Origin of the sequence: Maribacter sp. MAR_2009_72 (assembly GCF_007827235.1) — a bacterium.
Classification (GTDB): domain Bacteria; phylum Bacteroidota; class Bacteroidia; order Flavobacteriales; family Flavobacteriaceae; genus Maribacter; species Maribacter sedimenticola.
Window position 1 is genome coordinate 1271856 of record NZ_VISB01000001.1, and the last position, 21162, is coordinate 1293017.

Annotated in this window: 15 protein-coding genes; 5 read left to right on the forward strand and 10 right to left on the reverse strand. The window is 39.4% G+C overall.

The annotated features are described in order from the left end of the window. Positions 1-16 precede the first annotated feature (16 nt). Complete coding sequence (locus JM81_RS05400; RefSeq protein WP_144801185.1) at positions 17-1264, reverse strand: site-specific integrase; 1248 nt, start codon at positions 1262-1264, stop codon at positions 17-19. A 1814-nt stretch (positions 1265-3078) separates the two neighbouring features. Here JM81_RS05400 and JM81_RS05405 point away from each other — a divergent pair. The 4 genes from JM81_RS05405 to JM81_RS05420 are packed head-to-tail and all read left to right on the forward strand — an operon-like array spanning position 3079 to position 7247. Then, positions 3079-4116 carry an L-rhamnose/proton symporter RhaT gene (locus JM81_RS05405; protein WP_144801187.1) on the forward strand — a complete coding sequence of 346 codons (1038 nt, stop codon included), beginning with the start codon at positions 3079-3081 and terminating at the stop codon, positions 4114-4116. A 9-nt stretch (positions 4117-4125) separates the two neighbouring features. After that, positions 4126-4977: an amidohydrolase family protein gene (locus JM81_RS05410; protein WP_144801189.1), complete on the forward strand. Its 852-nt coding sequence runs from the start codon at positions 4126-4128 to the stop codon at positions 4975-4977. 11 nt (positions 4978-4988) lie between these two features. Then, complete coding sequence (locus JM81_RS05415; protein WP_144801191.1) at positions 4989-5834, forward strand: SDR family oxidoreductase; 846 nt, start codon at positions 4989-4991, stop codon at positions 5832-5834. A gap of 21 nt (positions 5835-5855) precedes the next feature. Continuing rightward, the gene (locus JM81_RS05420; RefSeq protein ID WP_144801193.1) at positions 5856-7247 is read left to right on the forward strand and encodes an FAD-binding oxidoreductase; all 1392 of its coding nucleotides are present in this window, start codon (positions 5856-5858) and stop codon (positions 7245-7247) included. Positions 7248-7274: 27 nt separating this feature from the next. On the opposite strand, the gene JM81_RS05425 is transcribed toward JM81_RS05420, so the two are convergent. From JM81_RS05425 to JM81_RS05455, 7 genes are all read right to left on the reverse strand, one after another. Continuing rightward, a complete protein-coding gene (locus tag JM81_RS05425; protein ID WP_144801196.1) occupies positions 7275-8414 on the reverse strand; it encodes a formylglycine-generating enzyme family protein in 1140 nt (379 codons plus the stop codon). Between the two features lie 64 nt (positions 8415-8478). After that, positions 8479-9495, reverse strand: coding sequence for a class 1 fructose-bisphosphatase (gene fbp, locus JM81_RS05430; RefSeq protein ID WP_144801198.1), 1017 nt, complete (start codon positions 9493-9495; stop codon positions 8479-8481). Next, positions 9496-10923 carry a purine-cytosine permease family protein gene (locus JM81_RS05435; RefSeq protein ID WP_144801200.1) on the reverse strand — a complete coding sequence of 476 codons (1428 nt, stop codon included), beginning with the start codon at positions 10921-10923 and terminating at the stop codon, positions 9496-9498. 10 nt (positions 10924-10933) lie between these two features. Continuing rightward, the gene (locus tag JM81_RS05440; protein ID WP_144801201.1) at positions 10934-12088 is read right to left on the reverse strand and encodes an alpha-hydroxy acid oxidase; all 1155 of its coding nucleotides are present in this window, start codon (positions 12086-12088) and stop codon (positions 10934-10936) included. After that, positions 12085-13461 (reverse strand): FGGY-family carbohydrate kinase, encoded by a 1377-nt coding sequence (locus JM81_RS05445; RefSeq protein WP_144801203.1) that lies wholly within the window; start codon positions 13459-13461, stop codon positions 12085-12087. Before JM81_RS05445 ends, JM81_RS05440 begins: the two co-directional genes overlap by 4 nt. 4 nt (positions 13462-13465) lie before the next feature. Then, positions 13466-14746 (reverse strand): sugar isomerase, encoded by a 1281-nt coding sequence (locus tag JM81_RS05450; RefSeq protein WP_144801205.1) that lies wholly within the window; start codon positions 14744-14746, stop codon positions 13466-13468. Positions 14747-14853: 107 nt separating this feature from the next. After that, positions 14854-16959 carry a bifunctional aldolase/short-chain dehydrogenase gene (locus tag JM81_RS05455; RefSeq protein ID WP_144801207.1) on the reverse strand — a complete coding sequence of 702 codons (2106 nt, stop codon included), beginning with the start codon at positions 16957-16959 and terminating at the stop codon, positions 14854-14856. A gap of 1029 nt (positions 16960-17988) precedes the next feature. Here JM81_RS05455 and JM81_RS18595 point away from each other — a divergent pair. Next, positions 17989-18114 carry a hypothetical protein gene (locus JM81_RS18595; RefSeq protein WP_261374971.1) on the forward strand — a complete coding sequence of 42 codons (126 nt, stop codon included), beginning with the start codon at positions 17989-17991 and terminating at the stop codon, positions 18112-18114. A gap of 3 nt (positions 18115-18117) precedes the next feature. Here the strand turns inward: JM81_RS18595 and JM81_RS05465 are convergent, their stop codons facing one another. Further along, a complete protein-coding gene (locus JM81_RS05465) occupies positions 18118-19359 on the reverse strand; it encodes a class II aldolase/adducin family protein (RefSeq protein WP_261374972.1) in 1242 nt (413 codons plus the stop codon). 64 nt (positions 19360-19423) lie between these two features. Then, positions 19424-21091 carry a TIM barrel protein gene (locus JM81_RS05470; protein WP_144801211.1) on the reverse strand — a complete coding sequence of 556 codons (1668 nt, stop codon included), beginning with the start codon at positions 21089-21091 and terminating at the stop codon, positions 19424-19426. Positions 21092-21162 lie beyond the last annotated feature (71 nt).

Sequence of the window (21162 nt, forward strand, 5' to 3'; positions counted from 1 at the left end):
TGAAGAAGAGTACAACCTAAGAGACTTCTCCAGATCTATAATTCTTTTGCTTCATCGTAGCCATTAAATTCTGCATATCCTCCCCAACCTTCTTTTCAACCACCCTAGCATAAATCTGGGTAGTCGAAAGCTTGGTATGCCCTAATAGCTTAGAAACCGTTTCTATTGGTACCCCATTCGAAAGGGTAATCGCAGTTGCAAACGTATGTCGGGCTACATGAAAAGTTACTTTCTTTCGAATACCACAGGCGTTGGCAATATCTTTTAATGTGCGATTGATCATCGGGTTGCTATATAGGGGTAGCAATCTGCCATTCTCAAATAAATGCGGGTCATCTTTATAGGTATCTAGAATTTCCTTCGCTTTTGGCAACAAGGGAATTTTTAAAGGTTCATCGGTCTTTGTTCTCTTGGTATAGAGCCAATCGTTTCCGTCCATACCCTTTACCAAATGGTCGGCTTTTAGTTCTTGTACATCAATAAAGGATAGCCCCGTATAACAAGCAAAAATGAACAAGTCTTTGATATGTTCGGTACTTGGCACTTTAAAGGTAGTTTCTTCAATGCGTTGCAACTCCCGTTCCGTTAAAAACTGGCGTTCGGTCTTCTCAAAGCGAAGTTTGAAATTTATAAATGGGTCTTTATCTAGCCACTCCAACTTAACGGCGAGCCTTGACATCTTTTTTAGCCGTTCCATGTGTTTCATGGTGCCATTATTAGCACAACCCATTCGGGTGGCTGGCTTGTACTTTCGTATATATTGTTCGAACTCAACAATAAATCCATAGTTCAATTTTTTGAGGGGTATGTCATCTACACCCATTTTCTCCTTTAAAAATTCTTTAATGCAACGTTCCGTACTATTGTAGTTTTTCATCGTACCCTTTCTGAGTACGGTACTCATAGACGTATTATGGTAGGTTATCAAATCAAGTAAGGTCTTGCCCCTATCATCTTCTTTTAAATACCTGGCCTTTATTCCTGCTGAACAAATGTCCACTTCTTCCTGTAATAGTTGGCGGTGCGCCTCATGTAATCCCGTAAAAACTTGGTCTAGATACTTGTTCAGGGAAATAACATACTTTGAAAATCCCTTACCTCGCTTGCGTTTTTCATCCCAAAGGGATACTGGTAGTTCCCGATTTAAACTGAATTCAGTTCTTTTACCATCCACAGTGACCCGTGCATAGAGCTTGATGTTCCCGGTTTCCAAATTGAGTTTTCGGGTAACGAATACGACTGATAATCTACTGTTTTCTAACATATTACATAGCTTTAAATGAGTAAATAAAATGGCAAAAACACAAGGTCAAATACCTTCTAAAGCTACTTCAATGTACAAAAAATACTGTGATTGTCGATTCCCGATTTGGACACCAGAGCGGTGTTTTCAGGTAGTAATATGTGGTTTCATCTGAACCCCCTAAAAACATAAAACGTTGCAAATCAGGTGATTTGCAACGTCATGCAACTAGATGAAACTAGTTAAGTCGGGGTGACAGGACTACAACCTTGCCACATAATCAATTGAAAATCAGTATATTACAATATTTTTTCTAAAATAGGACACGTCTAAGGACATGTCCCTCAGCATTTTGAGGCTCTCGTTAACTAAAGATAGTAAAACTATTCAGAACGATTCAAATTTATTTTTAGCGTTAAGAATCTATTGTTTTAGAACTAAACAAAAGTTGATTTTATTAAAATCACTCTTTATAACACTTCAGTTTAATGCTGCAAAATATTTTCCATTATGCACTTTCTTATAATCCTCTAATAACACTGCCTCGTTCAAAGATGCGAAAATTATTTTTGCCCTTTTTATAATTTTTTCACCTAGAGACATGATGTCTTTTTAACCAGCGAAAATTGAGATGGGTGTTCTTATAATTTTCCTGAATTTTTAGACATAATTTATAGAGGCAAAAAATTCATGTTGCAGGATTATAATGCGGTTGACATAAAGGCTGATACAAAATCATCGTATTCGGAAAAAAGGATATCCATTACCTTTTCAATATATGCCTAGTTATCTGATTTGATGAATTTTTTCAATCGAATAAATATTTTCCATAAGTTAAGAATGGGCTTGCCATTAACTAAATGAACCAGTGCAATTAAGAATACATGTTTTATAGGTGTATCATTAAATTCCATGGCTTTCATGCTAATTGATTCCCAAAAAAAAATCAACCAAGGTCAGGTCATTTAGCCTTAGTTTAATGATGATTTCTACTAGCCATTTTCCATACTCTAAAGATTTCTTTATTATACTATTCTCAATACTTTTGTTTGGTTATGCCAACACATCCACTGAATATACACAATAATATGACGCTCAATTCGAAAAGGACTCTAAAATTTGAGGTGCGCGACCTACTGTTCCTTGTCAGAACTGACAGAGGCGGTTACTTCCTCCTCTGTAATTTGACAATCACATAAGAGAAGACTTTTCTCTTTGTTTTCATCCTAAACACGTGGTAGTATCTTTACACTACTTTTAACAGTTCTTGAAATGCAGTATGATTCTCCATCATACCTTTGACATTAATAATGAAAATGATATTTGATTTTGGGTTATGCTTTTGCTCAAATCTTAAGAACACGTAATTTTTAAATGACCTCGAAACAGGTGGTCCCACATTTATCATAACTATTCAGATAAAGACTAAAAACTCCAAAAACGAATTCCAACCCACCCCTCCACAGAAACCATATAGTTCACTTCTGGAGATGAAAGTCAGGTAGGTGCAGGATACTATTATGGGACTTAATAATTACTATTGAATAAAATAACACTATTGAATTATAAGGAGTATAAAAAATCCGCATTATGGATATAAGAGTCAACCTTTAATTACTTATATTTTTTAAGCATAAGCAATTGAAAATTCTTTGACCAAAAGTTTACTTTGAAAGCCAGTTTCGTGGTATTTTTAAAGGAAGGATTTCCCCTTAAGTTTTTATTACTAAACTACTGCCGGTTATTTGTCACATAGACCTGACTAAAACCATAGTACATGTTGAACTACCTTGATGAAATAAAATTCTGATAAGGCAATTAAAAATCAAATAATTATGTCGTTCTCTATTGGGGTTATACTTGTTACATTGGGAGGAATACTTGAAGGATTATTTTCCATTCCGGTAACTAAGATGAAATCATGGCAGTTTGAGAATATATGGGGGATTGGTTCTCTTTTTGCCCTTCTCTTACTGCCTTGGCCGTTAGCAACTTTATATGTTGAAGACTTATCCCAATTATATTCCTCAATACCCAACACAGTCTTAATAGGAGTTGTTTTAAGTGGTGTTGCATGGGGTATCGGCGGAATATACTGGGGAAGGGCCATAGCTGCAATGGGCATGGCTTTGGGGGTTTCAATTCTAATGGGGCTCATCAATATTTTTGGATCAATTGTACCACTGTCCGTCTTTGAGCCTTCACAACTCGCAACCAAGGGAGGTTATGTTCTAATTAGCGCAGTCACAATTATGATTCTCGGGGTAGTCATCATGTCGGTGGCGGCTAAGCAAAAAGAGACTGCCCTAATATCCAAAGACAAAAGCACAAATACATCTCATGTTAAAGGGAGCTTTAAGTCAGGGATCCTTTTTTGTATTATATCCGGTATCCTTTCTGCCGGTGTCAACTTTGCCTTTATTTTTGGTGCACCCATCACCGATCAGGCCATAGCGATGCAAGTACCTGAATATGCAACGAGTTTTGCACTATGGAGTTTGGTTTTTACAGCCAACTTTTTCATTAATACCATCTATGGTTTTTATATGATGGTTAAGAAAGGAACATTCAAGAATTTGAAAAAAGGAAGCCTTACCATAGAATGGCTTGGTGCCCTTTTTATGGGATTGGCTTGGCCAGGAGGAATAATCATTTATGGAATAGGTGCAAACGCGATGGGAGATTATGGTGCCTATGCCGGTTTTCCCATGATGATACTTGCTTCAATTTTAACGGGCAATTTAGCAGGAGCTTTGGGAGGTGAATGGAAAAACTCAGGATCAAAAACTCGTCGCATAATGCTTTATGGTGTTTTGACCCTATGCGTCGCTTTCATCCTATTAGGCTACTCCACTTATGTTATGAATAACTAATTGTTTTGTATGGAAAATTTATCAGTTGTTGATGCACATATTCACCTTTGGGATTTACAAAAGCTGAACTATCCATGGTTAATGAATTTCCCTAAGATAAACCGAAGCTTTTCCTTGTCTGATTATTATAAGGCATCAAGTGGAGTTCATGTTGAAAAAATGGTTTTTGTACAAGCTGAGTGCAAGCCCTCACAATTTATGGATGAGATAAAATGGGTGCAGGCACTTGCCGATGAAGACAAAAGACTCTCCGGAATTGTTCCCTGGGCCCCACTCCACACCGGAAGCGTTGTGGCAAAGACGTTGGAAGCATTTAAAAAAGATAAACGAATAAAAGGGGTTAGACAGTTAATCGAACCAAAAAAAGACATCAATTTTTGTATTCAACCCAAATTTGTAGAAGCTGTACAACTTTTGGGAGCTCATGGTCTTCACTTTGAACTTACCATTGGCCCAAAACATTTCCCTGCTGTGCTAAAACTTGTTGAAAAATGCCCCAATACAAAATTTATTTTAGACCATATAGGAAATCCCAACATTCAAGTAAAACAGATAGAACCCTGGAAAAGCCATCTTATGAGCTTTGCCAATTCCGGACCTCATTATTGTAAATTTTCAAATCTGATTTGTAATGCTGTTTTGGAAAATTGGGACATCGAAGACCTAAGGCCATATACAGAAGCCGTAATGGATGCTTTTGGTCCCGAACGGCTTATTTGGGGAAGCGATTGGCCGCATGCCCTTCGTGCTTCGTCTTGGTCAAAATGGTTCAAAACGGCAACTGCCCTAACCAAAGGGCTCTCCAAAGAAAGTCGTTTAGCCATTTTTAAAAATAATGCGATTCATTTTTATAACTTATAATCCTCTGAGAAATGGAGAACACATCCAATACAGATAAACATAGTTTTTATTCAAATCGGTTTAAAAATAAGGTAGCTATCATCACAGGTGGAGCATCTGGACTTGGACGTGCAATTACAGAAGAGTTTTGTAAGGAAGGTGGCAAAGTCTTATTTACAGACATAGATGCTGCCGGGAAGAACGTACAGGAAGAAAATCAAAAAAGGGGATATCAGACAACTTTCTTGAAAGGTGATATGGGAGATGAAAAATTTTGCGAGGAAGCTGTGCTGGAAACTTTCAAAAGATACGGAAACATAAATTATTTGGTCAATAACGCCTTTTCATTTACCGCTAGAGGAATAAATGCAAAAACCGAAGATTGGATGCGCAGTTTTACAGTAGGACCCTTGGCCTATGCCCGTATGGCAAAAGCGGTACATCCATTTATGAAAAAGTCCGGTGGTGGAGCAATTGTAAACATCTCCAGTATTTCAGCCCATATCGCGCAAAAGGATAGATGGACGTACAATACATCAAAAGGAGCAGTGAACCAACTTACTAAATGCCAAGCATTGGATTTGGCAAATGATAATATTCGAGTGAACAGTGTAGACCCTGGTTGGATATGGACCCAAGAAACCGATAAAGCAGCCAACTTAGATGGCGGTGGGCGTAAAAAATGGGACCCCATCTGGGGTCGATTTCATATGCTAAAACGAGTGGGATTGGCCATTGAAGTGGCAAGACCCGTTCTCTTCTTATTAAGCAACGATGCTTCTTTTATAACCGGCACCAATTTAATCGTAGATGGAGGATATCTTTCCATGGGGCCTGAAGGTCGTGGTGAGTATACGGTCAATGCCGGCTCACAGTGAATACATATTTGAACAAACAGCATGAAAGATAGATTCATAGAAGAAATCACAAAAGTAATTGGTGCTGAAAAAGTGCTTGTTGGATTAGAATTAAAAGATAGATTCTGTCACATTTGGGAAATGGAAAAACCTTTGATGGCCAAAGCCGTCTTCTTTCCAACCACTACAAAAGATGTATCGGATATCCTATCCATTTGTCACAAATATTATCAGCCTACGGTAGTTCATGGTGGTCTAACCAATCTGGTAGGTAGTACGGAGGTGTCAAAAGACGAAGTGGTGATTGCCATGGAGCGAATGAACCTAATTGAAGAATTAGATCCGTCAAGTAGAACTATTAACGTTCAAGCTGGAGTGATCTTGGAAAATATCCACCTCGCTGTTGAAAATGAAAATTTACTCTTTCCAATGACTTTTGGAGCAAAAGGATCCGCCCAAATAGGAGGTGTAATTTCAACGAATGCGGGTGGGCTTCGGGTTTTTAAGTATGGAATGACGAGAAATTTGATTTTGGGCCTTGAAGCAGTCTTGGCAGATGGCACTATCGTTTCTTCCATGAAAAAAATCATCAAGGACAACTCAGGATATGATCTTAAACAATTGTTCATCGGTTCGGAAGGCACTTTAGGTGTTGTGACCAAGGCTGTTTTAAGGTTACAAGAAAAACCCAGAAGCAGAAATAGTGCCTTTGTGGGCATTAACGACTATAAAAATGTAGTTGCTTTTTTAAAATTTATGGATATGGAGCTTGGTGGAATCCTAAGTGGCTATGAGCTTTTATGGGAAGTTAATTTTAAGGAGATGACCTCATCCAGCACAAACATTCCCAAGCTCTTGCCCTATGGCTATACATATTATGTTCTTTTGGAAACTTTAGGGAGTGACCATTCCAAAGATCAGCAGCTATTGGAAGAACTCTTGGGAGAAGCACTATCCCAAGAATTGATTGATGATGCCACATTGGCCCAGTCATCACAACATCTCGACTTTTTTTGGAGAATACGCGAAGATGTAGATGTCCTCGTCGCAAAATGCAACCATGTACAGAATTTTGATGTAAGCCTTCCCATTGGGGATATTGGAAATTACGTGGATCAGGTCTTTGATACATTTGAAAATCTACCTGAAGTAGAAATCTACTTCGCTCATGGGCATGTCGCCGATGGCAATATTCATTTTCTTGTCGGAAAATCCAATGGAACTACCGAACTAACCAAAAAAGTCAATGATATTGTATATGGTCCTTTAAAACAACTTAAAGGTTCCGTTTCAGCTGAGCATGGTATAGGAGTGCACAAAAAAGAGTATTTGCAACTCAGTAGGTCTACCGAAGAAATTGAATTGATGCGCTTATTGAAGGTTTCCCTAGATCCTAGAGGAATATTGAACTGCGGGAAAATTATTGATGCTTAGCCTATCTAACGTAAATAATAGGTCTACTTACTCAATTTTTAAAGATAGGACAGTTCTAAACCCTAAATGTTCCATGCCCGAATCTGGACTTGTGGCCATTCTAGCAGATATTCTATAACTGGCACAATACGATGCGCTACATAGAAAGGACCCTCCCTTTATGACCTTCTCTTGAAGATATGGATTATTTGGATTAAACGCTTTGGAAGCTCCTGCAGGATTTCTGGCCACACCGTTTCCATTCGCCAATTCATTGTAGTAATCTATGTTAAACCAGTCGCTGGTCCATTCCCAAACATTTCCTGCCATATCATAAAGTCCAAATCCGTTTTTTGGATAACTCATCACAGGAGCTGTCCTTTCAAAACCATCATCCAGTGAATTGTTTACCGGAAATTTACCCTCCCAAGTATTGGCGTACTTGCTCAGCACGCCTATTTCATCTCCCCAGAAAAATTGGGCATCTTTGTTGTTTCCTCGCGCAGCATACTCCCATTCCGCTTCGGTAGGCAACCTTTTTCCCGCCCATTTACAATAGGCTTGGGCATCCTCCAAAGCAATATGCACCACTGGATGATTCTCCCTTCCTTCTATGGTACTATTGGGTCCGTAAGGATGTTTCCAATTGGCTCCAATTTTCCATTCCCACCATTGGGAATAATCATAAAGATTGGGTACACTCGACTTTGTTTTCTTGAAAACCAACGAACCAGGCTGTAAAATGGAATCATGGGGCTTATGTGTCCCTTGGGGAAGTTGCTTTTTCATTTCCTCCCAATCAATTTGCCTTTCAGATACGGTAACATACCCCGTTTCTTCAACAAACTGGGAAAATTGGGCATTGGTAACCTCATGAGCATCCATAAAAAACCCATCAACAGCAACCATGTGCCTTGGTTTTTCGTGTGCCATTGCAAAATTATCAATATCCATCGCACCCTGATCAAAGCTGCCACCGGGTATCCATACCATACCTTGCGGTATTGACTCAATATGATTTGGCATGTCTACAATAATCATATCCTCTACAACTTTTTGAGGAGCTTCGTTTTGTTTTTTATCTTTTTTTATATTAAAGCAACCAAGAACAAAAACCGAAACAAAGAGCAACACAAAGGCAGCCTTGGCTCGATAAGTTTTTAATTTTTGAAGATTAATGCTTTCCATACTTTAAATCCTAACAATTATATGTTTGTAAGACAAGTTTGTTGTTCTATACTGTTTTTAAAGTTCAACATCCCTCCGGAAATTTGTCGATGAAGTTTTCCACCCGGTCCACAAGCTTTTTTGAACCACAAATCAATGGTGAGCGCTGGTGTAGTTCTTTTGGAAGGATTTCCAAAATCCTGTTCTTACCATCAACTGCCTTGCCCCCGGCCTGTTCTGTGATAAATGCGATGGGATTGGCTTCATAAAGTAACCGTAATTTTCCATTAGGTGATAATGAACCTTGGGGGTATAAATAAATACCACCCAAGAGCATATTTCTATGGATGTCCGCCACCAAAGAACCCGTATACCGCGCGGTTAAGGGCGTATTCTGTGAATTATCGGTTCGTTGCGCCCACTTGATAAACTTTTTTATTCCTATAGGAAAATGTTCATAATTGCCCTCATTTACAGAATATATCTCGGCAGTATCAGGAAATTTTATATTAGGATGTGAAAGAAAAAATGACCCCACGCCCGGATTAAAAGTGAATCCATTTACCCCATTACCAACGGTGTATACCAATATAGTGGATGAACCATAAATAAGATATCCTGCAGCAATCTGGTTAATCCCTGGCTGTAAAAAGTCCTCAAGGGTCACAGGGCTTCCAACAGGCGATATTCTTCGGTATATGCTAAAAATGGTTCCAACGGTAACATTTACATCGATATTGGAAGACCCGTCCAAAGGATCAATCAGCACCACGTATTTGGAATCCAGATTTATGGTTTCATCAAAAGAAATAAAACTTTCCACCTCTTCAGAGGCCAAACCACAGATTTCGCCCCTATTTCTTAGTGTGTCCACAAAAATATCGTTGGCAATTATATCAAGTTTCGCCTGAATCTCACCTTGAACATTTTCTTTATCTAATTTACCAATGATATTGGCAAGTCCCGCCTTGTTTATTTTCTCATTGACAACTTTTCCCGCCAATTTAATGGAACTCAATAGCGCAGTGAGTTCTCCTTTAGTATAGGCAAAATCTTTTTGGTTCTCAACAATGTACTCTCCAAGTGTAATTGGCCTTTCCATCTAAGAATCTTTTGCAACAGTATACCTTCTTTGGAGCCACTTGCTAAATACTAAAAACAGTATACCACACAAAATCCATGCAGGAAGGGTTACAAATGAAAGGAATACATCAAAATACAGGGAAATAAAATAGAAAACACCAAAACTTACGGCCCAAGACCAAAATACGGCTTTATTGAACCCAATACGTTCTTTGGCCGCATAGTCTTCAACAAGCGCAAGACGCTTGGCAAAGAAATGTTCAAATACAATGATGGCTCCAAACGGGGCCAAAATGAATCCATATAAAGCCACAAAGCCCAGTAATTTCATGGCAAAGGCAGGAAATAGGCCCGATACTGTCGCAATCATCCCAGCAATAAAAGTTACCTTGGCCGTGCTCAATTTTGGCATTATGGCCTGAAATGCAAGTCCAGCTCGGTAGATTGTGGGATTGGCCGTGGTCCATCCTGCAAGGATGACCACAATGATTCCAAAAATACCGATTGCGTTATGGGCCAATGGTCCGGGAGCCACTGGTGGTGCTTCTCCATTGCCTAAAAAAGTCTGCGCCTCTGGAGATTTTAGGTAGACGGCATACAACAAAGCTGCTGCAATCCATGCCATATAGTGTCCTACATACATCCCTGCAGCCGTGGTCCATCCGCTGGATTCATTCTTGGCATAACGAAAAACCGATAAATCTGACATGCCCACGTGCATGGCCGCATTGGCAAACCACGACCAAATTACCACATGCCAGAATCCAAACTTAAGCTGACCAGGAAAGGGATCGGTTCCCTCTCCCCAAATATTCCAAAAATCTTCGAGGCTGCCAACGTTTAATTGTGAAAGAGCCACAATTCCACAGGCAATAAAACCTGTTACGATGATGGGCGACATCCAATTGGCCGCTTTTGACACTGTTTCATACCCCCTTGCCGCAATAATGGAAATTACCAATCCTATCAATAGTACAATAATGACCCAGGTTAAACTATTGGGCACGGTATCGGTCAGCTTTGGCATTTCCATATCAAAAGGAACACCCACTGCTGTGGCCGAAACAGTAACCATGGCACCTGCTAAAAAGCAAAACAATAATCCATTGGCCAGATTGTAAAACGTGACCAACTTTTTACCAGCTATTCTTTCCAACTGATAGTAGAGCGTCAATCTTCTTTTCACAGCAATGTGGGCCGTAAGAAAACGCCAGCTTAGCACGGCTAAAAGATTACCCAACAATAGTCCTATAATCAAATCGAAAGCGCTTACGCCCGCCGTTAAGAACAATGGGCCTATCATAAATTCTGTGCCAGCGGCATGCTCCCCGGCATACATGCCCAAAAAGCTTTTCCAGCTTTTTAATTTTGATTTTGGTACCGGTTCTCTCTCAAATTCACCTGAAGCGTAATTCTCCTGCTCATTTTCAATATTGTACTTGGTCATTTCAAATTGGTTATTTAATTAGATGATTTGGCAAGTCTTCGATTTTTTTACAACATAGTTGATTCATAACTTGACCCAACTGTCTTTTGAACATGGCAATGGCATGGTTGCCGCCCTTATTGCCCAAAGCACCGACACTATACATAAAGGACCTGCCCATAAAGGTAAAATCAGCGCCACTTGCCAAACTTCTGGCAATATCTGGTCCGGATTGTATACCGCTATCCATCATTATGGTCAATTGGTCTTTATATTTTTCAGCAATACGGCTCAAGGGCGCAATGGTGGATTCTGCGGCATCCAATTGCCTGCCTCCATGATTTGATACAATAATTCCGTCAAACCCCATATCTATGGCATCTTTAGTGTCTTCTTCCGAAGCCACACCTTTCAACACCAGTTTTCCTTTCCATTTATCCCTTATCGGCATTATTTTCTCACGGTTCAATTTTCCTGAAAAGGTCTTGTCCATGAAAAATCCCAACTGTTTTAAGTTCAATCCCTCCGGTATGTAGGGTTTGAGTGTTTCAAACGTAGGTTGGCCATAGCGCAATGTTTTGATGGCCCACTCGGGCTTGCCCAGAGTCTGTAAAATATTTTTAACCGACATTTTTGGAGGAAGCGCAAGACCATTCTTAATGTCCCGGGGGCGATATCCAAAGGTGGGCACATCGCACAATAACACCAAAACGGGGCACCCTGCACTTTCGGCCCTACCAATAATATCATTTCTTACATGATCATTCACAGGGTTGTACAACTGAAACCAAACTTTACCCTCCGTCAGTTCACTTGCCCTTTCTATACTCATAGTGGTGACCGTGCTCAAAATAAAGGGAATGTTGTGCTCAAAAGCTGCCTTGGCCAAAATTTCCGGTGAATTGGGCCACATCAACCCTTGAAGGCCAACTGGCGATATACCGAAAGGGGCATCATATTCAATACCAAAAAGTGAGGTTTTTAACGAACTTTCACCATAATTTCTAAGGTATCTGGGCATAAGTTTTACGTCCCTTATCTCTTTAGTGTTCCTTACGATATTGACGTCTTCATTGCACCCTCCATCAAGATACTCAAATGCAAATCTGGGTACCTTCTCCTTGGAACGCAATCTTAGGTCTTGTGTGGCTGGGTATCTACTGTCTATTTGTGCTATGAGGTTCATTTTATAACGAATGGAACGTGTTTTTTTAGTGCGTAGTTCTTGTTAAGAAATTTTGAATTCAGTTTCTGGTCAGAAACTGCTATTGCAGCCCCTATTGATGAGCCCAATGCCGAATCAGTGGTCATTACCTGTGTATTCCTCAAATAGTGGGCCAACAACTTTACATAAATATCATTATCAGCGAAACCACCATCAATATAAAGATTGTTTACAACTCTATCATCCATGACCCTTTTGATGATTTTCACCTGTATCATTGTAAGCTCGATCATTAAATGATGGTAAGCGTGTTCAAACGTATTATATGGAATATCAGTTTTATCGGGCATGTTCTCGTCCGAAAAGCTTTGCCACCTAAAAAGATGCACAAAATCTTTGTTGATTTCAAAAAAGGTGTCGAAATCGAACTCCAACTTTTTGTGCCTATCCTTTTCTACTCCATAATGTTTGTTTAGAAAATCAATCTGTAGCTTATATTCATTGCCCAGAAATATTCTTGAGGCCTTTACGGGCTTACCATTGATACGCATATAATTAATACAATCATTCTTGATGTCCTGTTCGGATAAATTTCCGTTGATAAATGGATTGAATGCGATACTCCAGGTACCCGTTGACACCAATACAAACTTTTCCTTTGCACCCCTAATGTATGGCAGAAGTGCTGCGGAACTATCGTGTATGCCCACCCCGACCTTAATTCGGTTACCGTTGTAGTTCATGTTTATACTGGTTTCCGAAGGTACCAATGGCGCCAATATTTTGTGGAAACCTTCTTTATACACCCAATCATGATAGTCTTTCTTTTGGTAATTCCATAGCAAGGTATGAGAACCCAAACTGGTATATTCAGAAACTGGAACACCTGTAAATACATAACTAATGTATTGAGGAAGGTGCAATGATATCTTAATTTTTTTGAAGATATCAGGCTTATAGTGTTTAAGCCAATACAACTGCATTCCCGAATTCAATAAACCTGCATCGTCTGAACCTGTCAAGGCCAACAGTTGCTCATTTGGCCCGTATTTGGCAAAAAAACTTTTGGTGACCTTTTCTGGTATAGGCTTGGTATAGCTGTACATGGGCAACAAAGGATTACCATGTTCATCTAAATGTACCAAACTGGCACCATACGTTGAAAAATTAAGTGCTTGCAAATCATAGGTGTTCAAGTTGATGGTGTTTTCAAAAACACTCTTTAGCCAAACTTGAAGATCCTCTATATCTTCGCAAGGATGGTTTTCTTCGTCAACCTTATTTTTAAACTGGCGGTATTCCCGATGCACTTCCTCATAATTCTCATCAAAAAGGAAGAATTTTTTATTTGTTTTACCAATATCAAAGACCGCGGTTACTTTTTTCTTGCCCATTCAATCATAATCCTGTTGCAACCGTGTGTTTTCCACGCTCTGCGATTAATTTATTTCTTACTTCCATTGCCCTGTAGATCTTCAAGGGGTTTACAGCTCCGCCTAAGTCGACCCGTGCTTTTGCAAGCAAGGGCCTCACATCCGTCCTGAAGGCATCTTGCAGAATTTCTTGGCACTGGACCACATCACCCTTGGACTGCGCTTCTAAAAGACTTTCTTGATTTATTAGCATAGCTTTGGCATAGGATTCCTGTATAGCCTCTAATGACTGTAGCAAATCTTCCAAAGGATCCTTTATATTATGACTTGCATCGATCATCCACGCCAATTCCGGATTTTGTTTATTTCTTTCCATTCCATTGACCAATTCATTGAAAATCAAAAACAAGCTATAGGGTTTTATGCTTCCTACAGTAAGGTCGTCATCCCCATATTTGCTATCATTGAAATGAAATCCGCCCAGTTTGCCCTTGAGCATCAATGTGGCCACAATTTGTTCAATGTTCGTGTTTGGCAAATGGTGCCCCAAGTCCACAAGGGTATAGGCCCTCTCACCACAGGCATTAGCCAACATAAATGAGGTGCCCCAATCCTGTATAACGGTACTGTAGAAATTGGGTTCGTAGGGTTTATATTCAATGAACAGCTTCCAATCATCCGGCATATGACCATAGATTTTCTTTAAACTGTCCTGAGTATTGAGAAGGGAGCTCTGAAAATCTCTCTGCCCCGGAAAGTTGGTGCCATCCGCCAACCAAACAGTCAAGCTTTTAGACCCCAATTTTTCACCTATATCTACAACATCGTTGTTATGCTGAACCGCCATTTGCCTCACTTCTTTATCCATACTGCTGAGGGAACCATGGCGATAACTCAATTGGGCATGGGATTGATCTTGAAAGGTATTTGAATTTACCGCATCAAAGATTATCCCGTGGCCTTTGGCTTTCTCTTTTATTGCGGCATAGTCGTTAGGTATGTCCCAAGGTATGTGCAACGAAACAGCTCCTGCCGTCTTTGTGAGAGCGTGCAGAATTCCAATATCATCAATCTTTTCTTCCAAACTGGTAGGTTCCCCAAAGAACCCAAATCTACCAAAACGGGTACCTCCTGCACCTAAGGCCCAACTTGGAATAGCCACTTGAAAGTCTTGTAGCCTTTGAAGCAACCCTTGTATATTCACTCCTTTTTTGGTGAGTTTTTCCGCTAATCTGGTAAAATCATCTTCAAGGTCTTGAATTTGCTTATTATTTTGTTCTTGAAGTATATCCTTTCTAATTTCCATATTTCATTATCAAATAGGTTAGGAAATCCATGGGCCGCTGTTAAACGGCCTCATAGACTTCACAAACTAACTCAAACCAACTTTAATTAACTGTAACTTAATTTTTACTATCGAACAAAGGCGTTGGCCATGCCTCCATCAACATTAATAATATTACCAGTGGACTTATCTAGCAAACCTACAAGCGCAAATACGCCATTTGCTATATCCTCCGGATAAATAATCTCGTTCAATAAATTTCTTTTGGCATAATGGGCCGGTAGTTCTTCCACGGTTATACCGTAGGCTTTTGCCCTTCCTTCTGCCCAGTCACCTTCCCAGATTTTACTGCCCACAATCACGCCATCAGGATTAACCGTATTGACTCTAATCTTGTCTGATGCGAGTTCGGATGCCAATAGGCGCACCATATGCTGTTGGGCTGCCTTGGCGGTGCCATAACCCACATTATTTGGGCCAGCTACCAATCCGTTTTTACTGGCAATTGATATAAAATCTCCGCCTTGTCCTTGTTTTCTCATAATTTCCACACCCTGCTTTGCCAATTCAAATTGACCTTTCACCAAAACATCTTGTAAAATGTCCCAATCCGACTCGGATGTCTCCGCCAATGGCTTGGATATGGCCAGGCCTGCGCTATGGACGACAATATCCACACCTCCAAACTCAAGACATGCTTTTTTGTACGCGTTTTGTATGGAATCCATTTTAGTTACGTCGCAGACTTTATAGGCGGCTGTATCTTTTTTATAGGTCTGGACGGCTTCTTGCAATCTATTCTCGGCCACATCGGTCAACACAACATTTGCCCCTTCTTCAGCCAATTTATCGGCAATGGCTTTTCCAATACCTCCCCCTGCTCCCGTGACCAAGGCAACTTTCCTTGACAATGGTTTTTCTTTAGGCATTCGCTGGAGTTTTGCTTCTTCCAACAACCAGTACTCAATATCAAAAGCTTCCTGCCTTGGAAGTGAGGTATAAGTCGAGATGGCTTCGGCCCCCCGCATTACATTAATAGCGTTAATGTAGAATTCACTTGCCACACGTGTTGTCTGCTTGTTCTTGGCAAAGCTGAACATACCAACCCCGGGATATAAGATTATCACTGGATTTGAATCCCGTATTGCGGGGCTATTGTCCCTTTTGCACGTATTGTAATACGCTTCATACTCGCTCCTGTATTGCTCAAAAGCAGGCTTTAGCTTGTTCAATGTCTTTTCCGAATCAGTAATATCCTCATCAGGGCTCAAGCCTAAAACCAAGGGCTGAATCTTGGTTCTAAGAAAATGGTCAGGACATGAGGTGCCCATAGGTGCAAGGCGTTCTAAATCATGGCTGTTGATATATTCCAAGACTGTATCCGAATCATTGAAATGACCTATCATTCTGCCTTCTGATGAACAAAGCCCCCTTAACAAAGGCATTAATTGTGCTGCCTTTTCTTTACGCTCATCACTTTGTAGCGATTTTACTTTTATACCTCCAAACACACTACCCTTCTCTTTTACCATCTTGGCAATGTATTCCGAGGCCATTTCGATTACTTCAAGGCTATTGATATAACATTCATAAGAGGTGTCCCCCCAAGTGAAAAGCCCATGGCTACCCAAGACAATTCCGCGAATTCCAGGATTTTCTTCCAAACATTTTTCCAATTGCAGACCTAAATCAAACCCTGGTCTTTGCCATGGTACCCACCCCATAGTATCACCCCAGATTTCTTTGGTAACCTTCTCGCTGTCTTTTGCGGCAGCTACGGCAATCAGCGCATCTGGGTGCAAATGGTCAATGTGCTTGAACGGTAACATACCGTGTAATGGTGTATCTATTGACGGGGCCCGGCTGTCTAGATCATATATGCAATGATTGAAGAGGCCAACCATACGATCCTCGTCATCAAGTCCTTGGTACACATTTTTTAACCTTCTAAGTCTTTCTGTATAGAGACCTGCAATTCCACTCTTGTCCAAAGTCCCTATGTCACCTCCAGAACCTTTAATCCACATCACCTCAACTTCTTCATTTGTCAACGGATCTTTTTCTGTTGTTTTACAGCTTGTGTTGCCACCGCCATAATTGGTAATTCTTAAATCTGATCCCAATATGTTGGATCTGTATAAAAAAAGTGCAACTTGATCATCACCAAATGCACCTGCTTTTTTATTGTCCCAAAGGTAGTTTACGTATTTAAAAGCTTTAGGTTTAGTGCTCATCTTTTAATTTTTATTAATTATTCAGCTAACTTACTCAAAGATTAAAGAGTAGCTATCCTGTACTGTACCGTTGGATTATATTATTTTCCTGTTTTTGTTTTATTTCACATCCTAGAATACTTCATCTTCAATAAAATTAATATCCATGCTCAACCGAATAAAAATAAATCCCAAAATCACGTAAACCAAAATACCAATAGTTGACAGTATAATTGAAAACATACCTTTAGATAATTTTAAAATTGATTAAAGGCTTCCTTAATAAATAACTTGAGTGAAGAATTTAACTTGTCTTGGGATATTACGGAAAAAGCTCATAATCTTTTGAGGGAGCAAAAAGTTATTGTATCATTCTAAAGAAAGGGAAATTTTGTTAACCGTATGCGCCTAATTGCAAAAACCAATATCCTGTTTTAAATAAATAAGCTGAGTAACTATATAATGAAGGTCTACAATTCATTTGTAGCACATGCTGGCGTCAAGGCTTATGTTGACCTTTAAATTTACCATTGTGATGAAGGTCTTTTCCTGAACCTTTTAAATAAAAATATTGGGGTCTACGACTATTATATAGTCCCATTTTAAAACTGATAGTCTGAACCATGTAAGTATAAGCCCAGATGTTGAAAAAGCTTTATCCAAGATTTCCAAAAACAGCTCCTAGATAATAATTTGGGACCTTCCGACATTTATTTTTTTGCAGATTTACCAAGCCTTTGAAGAAAATATCTATAACGCTCTGAACGTAGGGATTGATAAAATATTAGCATACAATAAATTGGTATCGGTCTAACCAGAAAATCAATATATCCAGATCCTAAACGAATATATACGGCTTTAGAAAGTTTTATGTGCACCATTACCTCGATTTTGAATTTTACGACGAGATATACAATAAAATGATATTAGATAAGGGCGACGTCTTTATTGTTATTGAGGAAAACGATTTAGTTAACCTTCTGGAAATAATCAGAGAAAAGGACTAGGTTTTAGATAAAGAAATTGGTATAATATCTTATAAAGGAATTATTGGGCATCACCGTAATATCGACCAATTTTGTTAAAATGGAGCAACATGCGGCAGAAAGTATTCTAAATAAAAAAGGAGGGGATTTTAAAAATGAATTCAATTTCATAGATAGGAATTCCATATAACCCCTAATCTTTTAAAAACTTCGCCCTTAAGTCTTTAATCTCATTTTCTTTGATTGGATTGACAACACCAAGTGCTTTACTGTCAATAATAGACTTTGCACTGAATTCTGCCACTTCCAAACGGTCAAAAGCTTCCAAAAGACTTGAACCTGTAACAAGAAGGGAATTGTTTTGAAAAAGCCCTATTGGCGTATGCTTGCCCAGAACCTTAACGGCATCACCCCCTCTTTTTAATGGTTCGCCATAAGGAAGTAGGGGTATGTCTTCCAATAAGACATAGGATTCTGGAATGGTCCTTGTATCCATTTTTAAATGTGTAATGGCAAACGCCATTGCGTTGGGCGATTGTGTAGAAATTATACAGTTGATATTCTTATGATTTTTGTAGATTTCCTGGTGCATCGGTGTTGCCCTACTGGCTTCTTTTTGTGACTCTTTGGTTTCCTTATCTATAAAAACCAAATCTCCTGGGGTTATTTCCCTTCTGTTGAAATTTGTAGGATTAATTAAAAAAGCTGTTTCGGTCAGCCTGCATGAAATAGTACCGAACGAACTGACCATAAGTCCTTGTCTGCATGCCCGCTGTATAATTTTTGCCATTTCATAGCGAAGTAGCAGTTCTTCTTCCGAAGGAACGTGTTCTAGAATGGTTCCAAAATCATTCTTTAACGCCTCAAATGCGCCCAACTGCGTATTACTAAGAGATTTACTCTTGCCTAGCATCTTAGAACGTATCAATGTTTTTGCACAAAACTCTAGAGTCTCAAAGCGCATGAATGCCTCTGAAAGCGTACTTCCTCCAATCACTATACCATGGTTTTCCATAATGACCGAATTGAAACCTTTTTGAAATTCTTCAGCTATACTCTGGCCCAAAGCTTCACTACCTGGCAAGCGGTAAGGTGCAAAACCTACCGAACCACAAAGTTGCTTTGCTTGCGGAATGATTGTGGTATCTGGAATTTGTCCTACTATGCTAAAAGCAACACATGCAGGAGGATGCGCATGTATAATAGCCTTAATGTCAGGTCTTTTATTGTATATCGCCGCATGAAATGGAAATTCAGATGAAGGTTTGTGCCTTCCTTCATAATCGCCATTGGTATTTACTTTAACGATGTCCTTTCTGGATAGTGAACCCTTGTCCACTCCAGCAGGTGTAATCCAAACAACATTATCTTCTCCCTTGATGGATATATTGCCACCTGATGTGGTAGTCAGTCTTGATTTATAGATTTGCTCCATTGCATTTGCTATTAAAATGCTTGGATGTGTACTGGAAACTTTCATATGAATTGTCTGCTAAAATTTAAAGGGACTCTAAGGCAACCTTGATAAATCTATTTTTACTCATTTCCGGAATAAGCAAAATGCCTCTTTCTGGATCAATGCCCAAATCGGCCATTTGCACAAATCCGGTCAAAACTTCGCTAACATTTCCGTTATTGGATATTTTTAAAAGTCTTCCGCCAACCCAATCTGTTGCATAATAAAAACCTTTGTACTTGACCACACCGTCAAAATTGGCAATAGGCAATCCTTTTCCAACAGCTAAAATCTCCTTAGTTTTTAAATTTACCTTCTTCAGTGTACCCTTTCTACTCGTATCAAAAGTAGCCTCATTGGTCATCGGGCCCCATGTAGCCACAATGAGGTCATCACCATCCACCCACAAGCCATTGGGACATTCCAATTCCTCATTTTGTAAAAAAATTTCCACATTCCCCTTATTGTCTATTCTATAGATAATGTTTTCATACGTATCAGACACGTAAATATTTCCGTCAGGGGTAGCTGCGACATCATTGGCAAAACGTGATCCAGGAAGCGGTATTTTTTTTACAATTTTACCGTCTTCAATGCGTATTTTCACCAATACCCCTCTGTCGGCAGCATACAAATGTCCATCCTGTGAAGACATTCCAGTGGGCGCATCCAAACCTTCTACCCATCTATTTTTTAAAACATTTCCATTTTCATCGAGACGGGTAATCCAACCGTAGCCATCTTTTTCAATAGTAACCTTTTCACCACCTAAGTTTGATATAAACCAGGTTTTTGAACCAGAATCCCAATATGCATTTTCTGGAGTATCCAAAATCTGATCAAGGTTGTTGTTAAAATTGGTATATGTTGCTACTATCATATCTTTCCACTTTTGCATGGAAAGGGACAAATGGTCTGTTGGCTCTTCCTCAATCCCAAAAGTATGTAATACGGTCTTACCCTTAAATCCGATTTTCTGAAGTACGGAAACAAATTTTTCCACTTCAAAATCTCCTTTATCCAATGGTTGTATGGCATCGGACCAGTCCGCCTTTTCGTTTTCCCTCATGGTCACATCTGTTCCTGAGATCGAAGCAAACTTTACGTACGGAGCTGTTTTAATGGCCACATCCAATAACCTATTTCCATTGCCTGCACGCATTTCATGGCACAAATGGAGCGTTGTATACAGATTATTGGTATTCAAGGCTTCAATATATGTTAGAGATTCTTCAGCAGCTTCAATAAAGGTGTTATCATGGGGATAGAGCACTATATCCTTTCCAAGTTTTTCAGCCTCAGAGGTCATCTCCTTTAATAGTGTTATCACTTTTTGGTCGGTGGCATTTGGCTCAAGGATAATAACCCACAATGAAGCGTTTTTGGGCAAGGCATTCAATGTCTTTTTCCATAGCTCCCCTTCACTTGCGTAATCTTGGCTAAAGTCAAAAGGAAAATAGACTACTGGTATTGATAATTTTCCCGATAAAAATTCAGGTGAATCAAGATATTCCTGCAGCTTTTTTCTTTGTCCGTCATTTTTTACAGCGAAGGTAACACCCTTATAGCCCAATTCAGCGAACAATTTTGACCTTTCAGGAACTGACATCCCATCCATTTTAAAATCAAATGCATACAGCGATTCATCTATTCCTTGAGCTTGTCCCAAAAGAGAAAATGTCAAAAATATAATACACCAGATATTTTTCATTTTTTTTGGTTTTAATAGAGATGCTAAAATAATCTGACCTGTACAATAGTCCATCCTGCACTGTCTGTGTA

Coding starts and splice junctions, on each gene's coding strand:
- JM81_RS05400 (WP_144801185.1), bottom strand. CDS start 1,264: ATGTTAGAAAACAGTAGATTATCAGTCGTATTCGTTACCCGAAAACTC.
- JM81_RS05405 (WP_144801187.1), top strand. CDS start 3,079: ATGTCGTTCTCTATTGGGGTTATACTTGTTACATTGGGAGGAATACTT.
- JM81_RS05410 (WP_144801189.1), top strand. CDS start 4,126: ATGGAAAATTTATCAGTTGTTGATGCACATATTCACCTTTGGGATTTA.
- JM81_RS05415 (WP_144801191.1), top strand. CDS start 4,989: ATGGAGAACACATCCAATACAGATAAACATAGTTTTTATTCAAATCGG.
- JM81_RS05420 (WP_144801193.1), top strand. CDS start 5,856: ATGAAAGATAGATTCATAGAAGAAATCACAAAAGTAATTGGTGCTGAA.
- JM81_RS05425 (WP_144801196.1), bottom strand. CDS start 8,414: ATGGAAAGCATTAATCTTCAAAAATTAAAAACTTATCGAGCCAAGGCT.
- fbp (WP_144801198.1), bottom strand. CDS start 9,495: ATGGAAAGGCCAATTACACTTGGAGAGTACATTGTTGAGAACCAAAAA.
- JM81_RS05435 (WP_144801200.1), bottom strand. CDS start 10,923: ATGACCAAGTACAATATTGAAAATGAGCAGGAGAATTACGCTTCAGGT.
- JM81_RS05440 (WP_144801201.1), bottom strand. CDS start 12,088: ATGAACCTCATAGCACAAATAGACAGTAGATACCCAGCCACACAAGAC.
- JM81_RS05445 (WP_144801203.1), bottom strand. CDS start 13,461: ATGGGCAAGAAAAAAGTAACCGCGGTCTTTGATATTGGTAAAACAAAT.
- JM81_RS05450 (WP_144801205.1), bottom strand. CDS start 14,746: ATGGAAATTAGAAAGGATATACTTCAAGAACAAAATAATAAGCAAATT.
- JM81_RS05455 (WP_144801207.1), bottom strand. CDS start 16,959: ATGAGCACTAAACCTAAAGCTTTTAAATACGTAAACTACCTTTGGGAC.
- JM81_RS05465 (WP_261374972.1), bottom strand. CDS start 19,359: ATGGAGCAAATCTATAAATCAAGACTGACTACCACATCAGGTGGCAAT.
- JM81_RS05470 (WP_144801211.1), bottom strand. CDS start 21,091: ATGAAAAATATCTGGTGTATTATATTTTTGACATTTTCTCTTTTGGGA.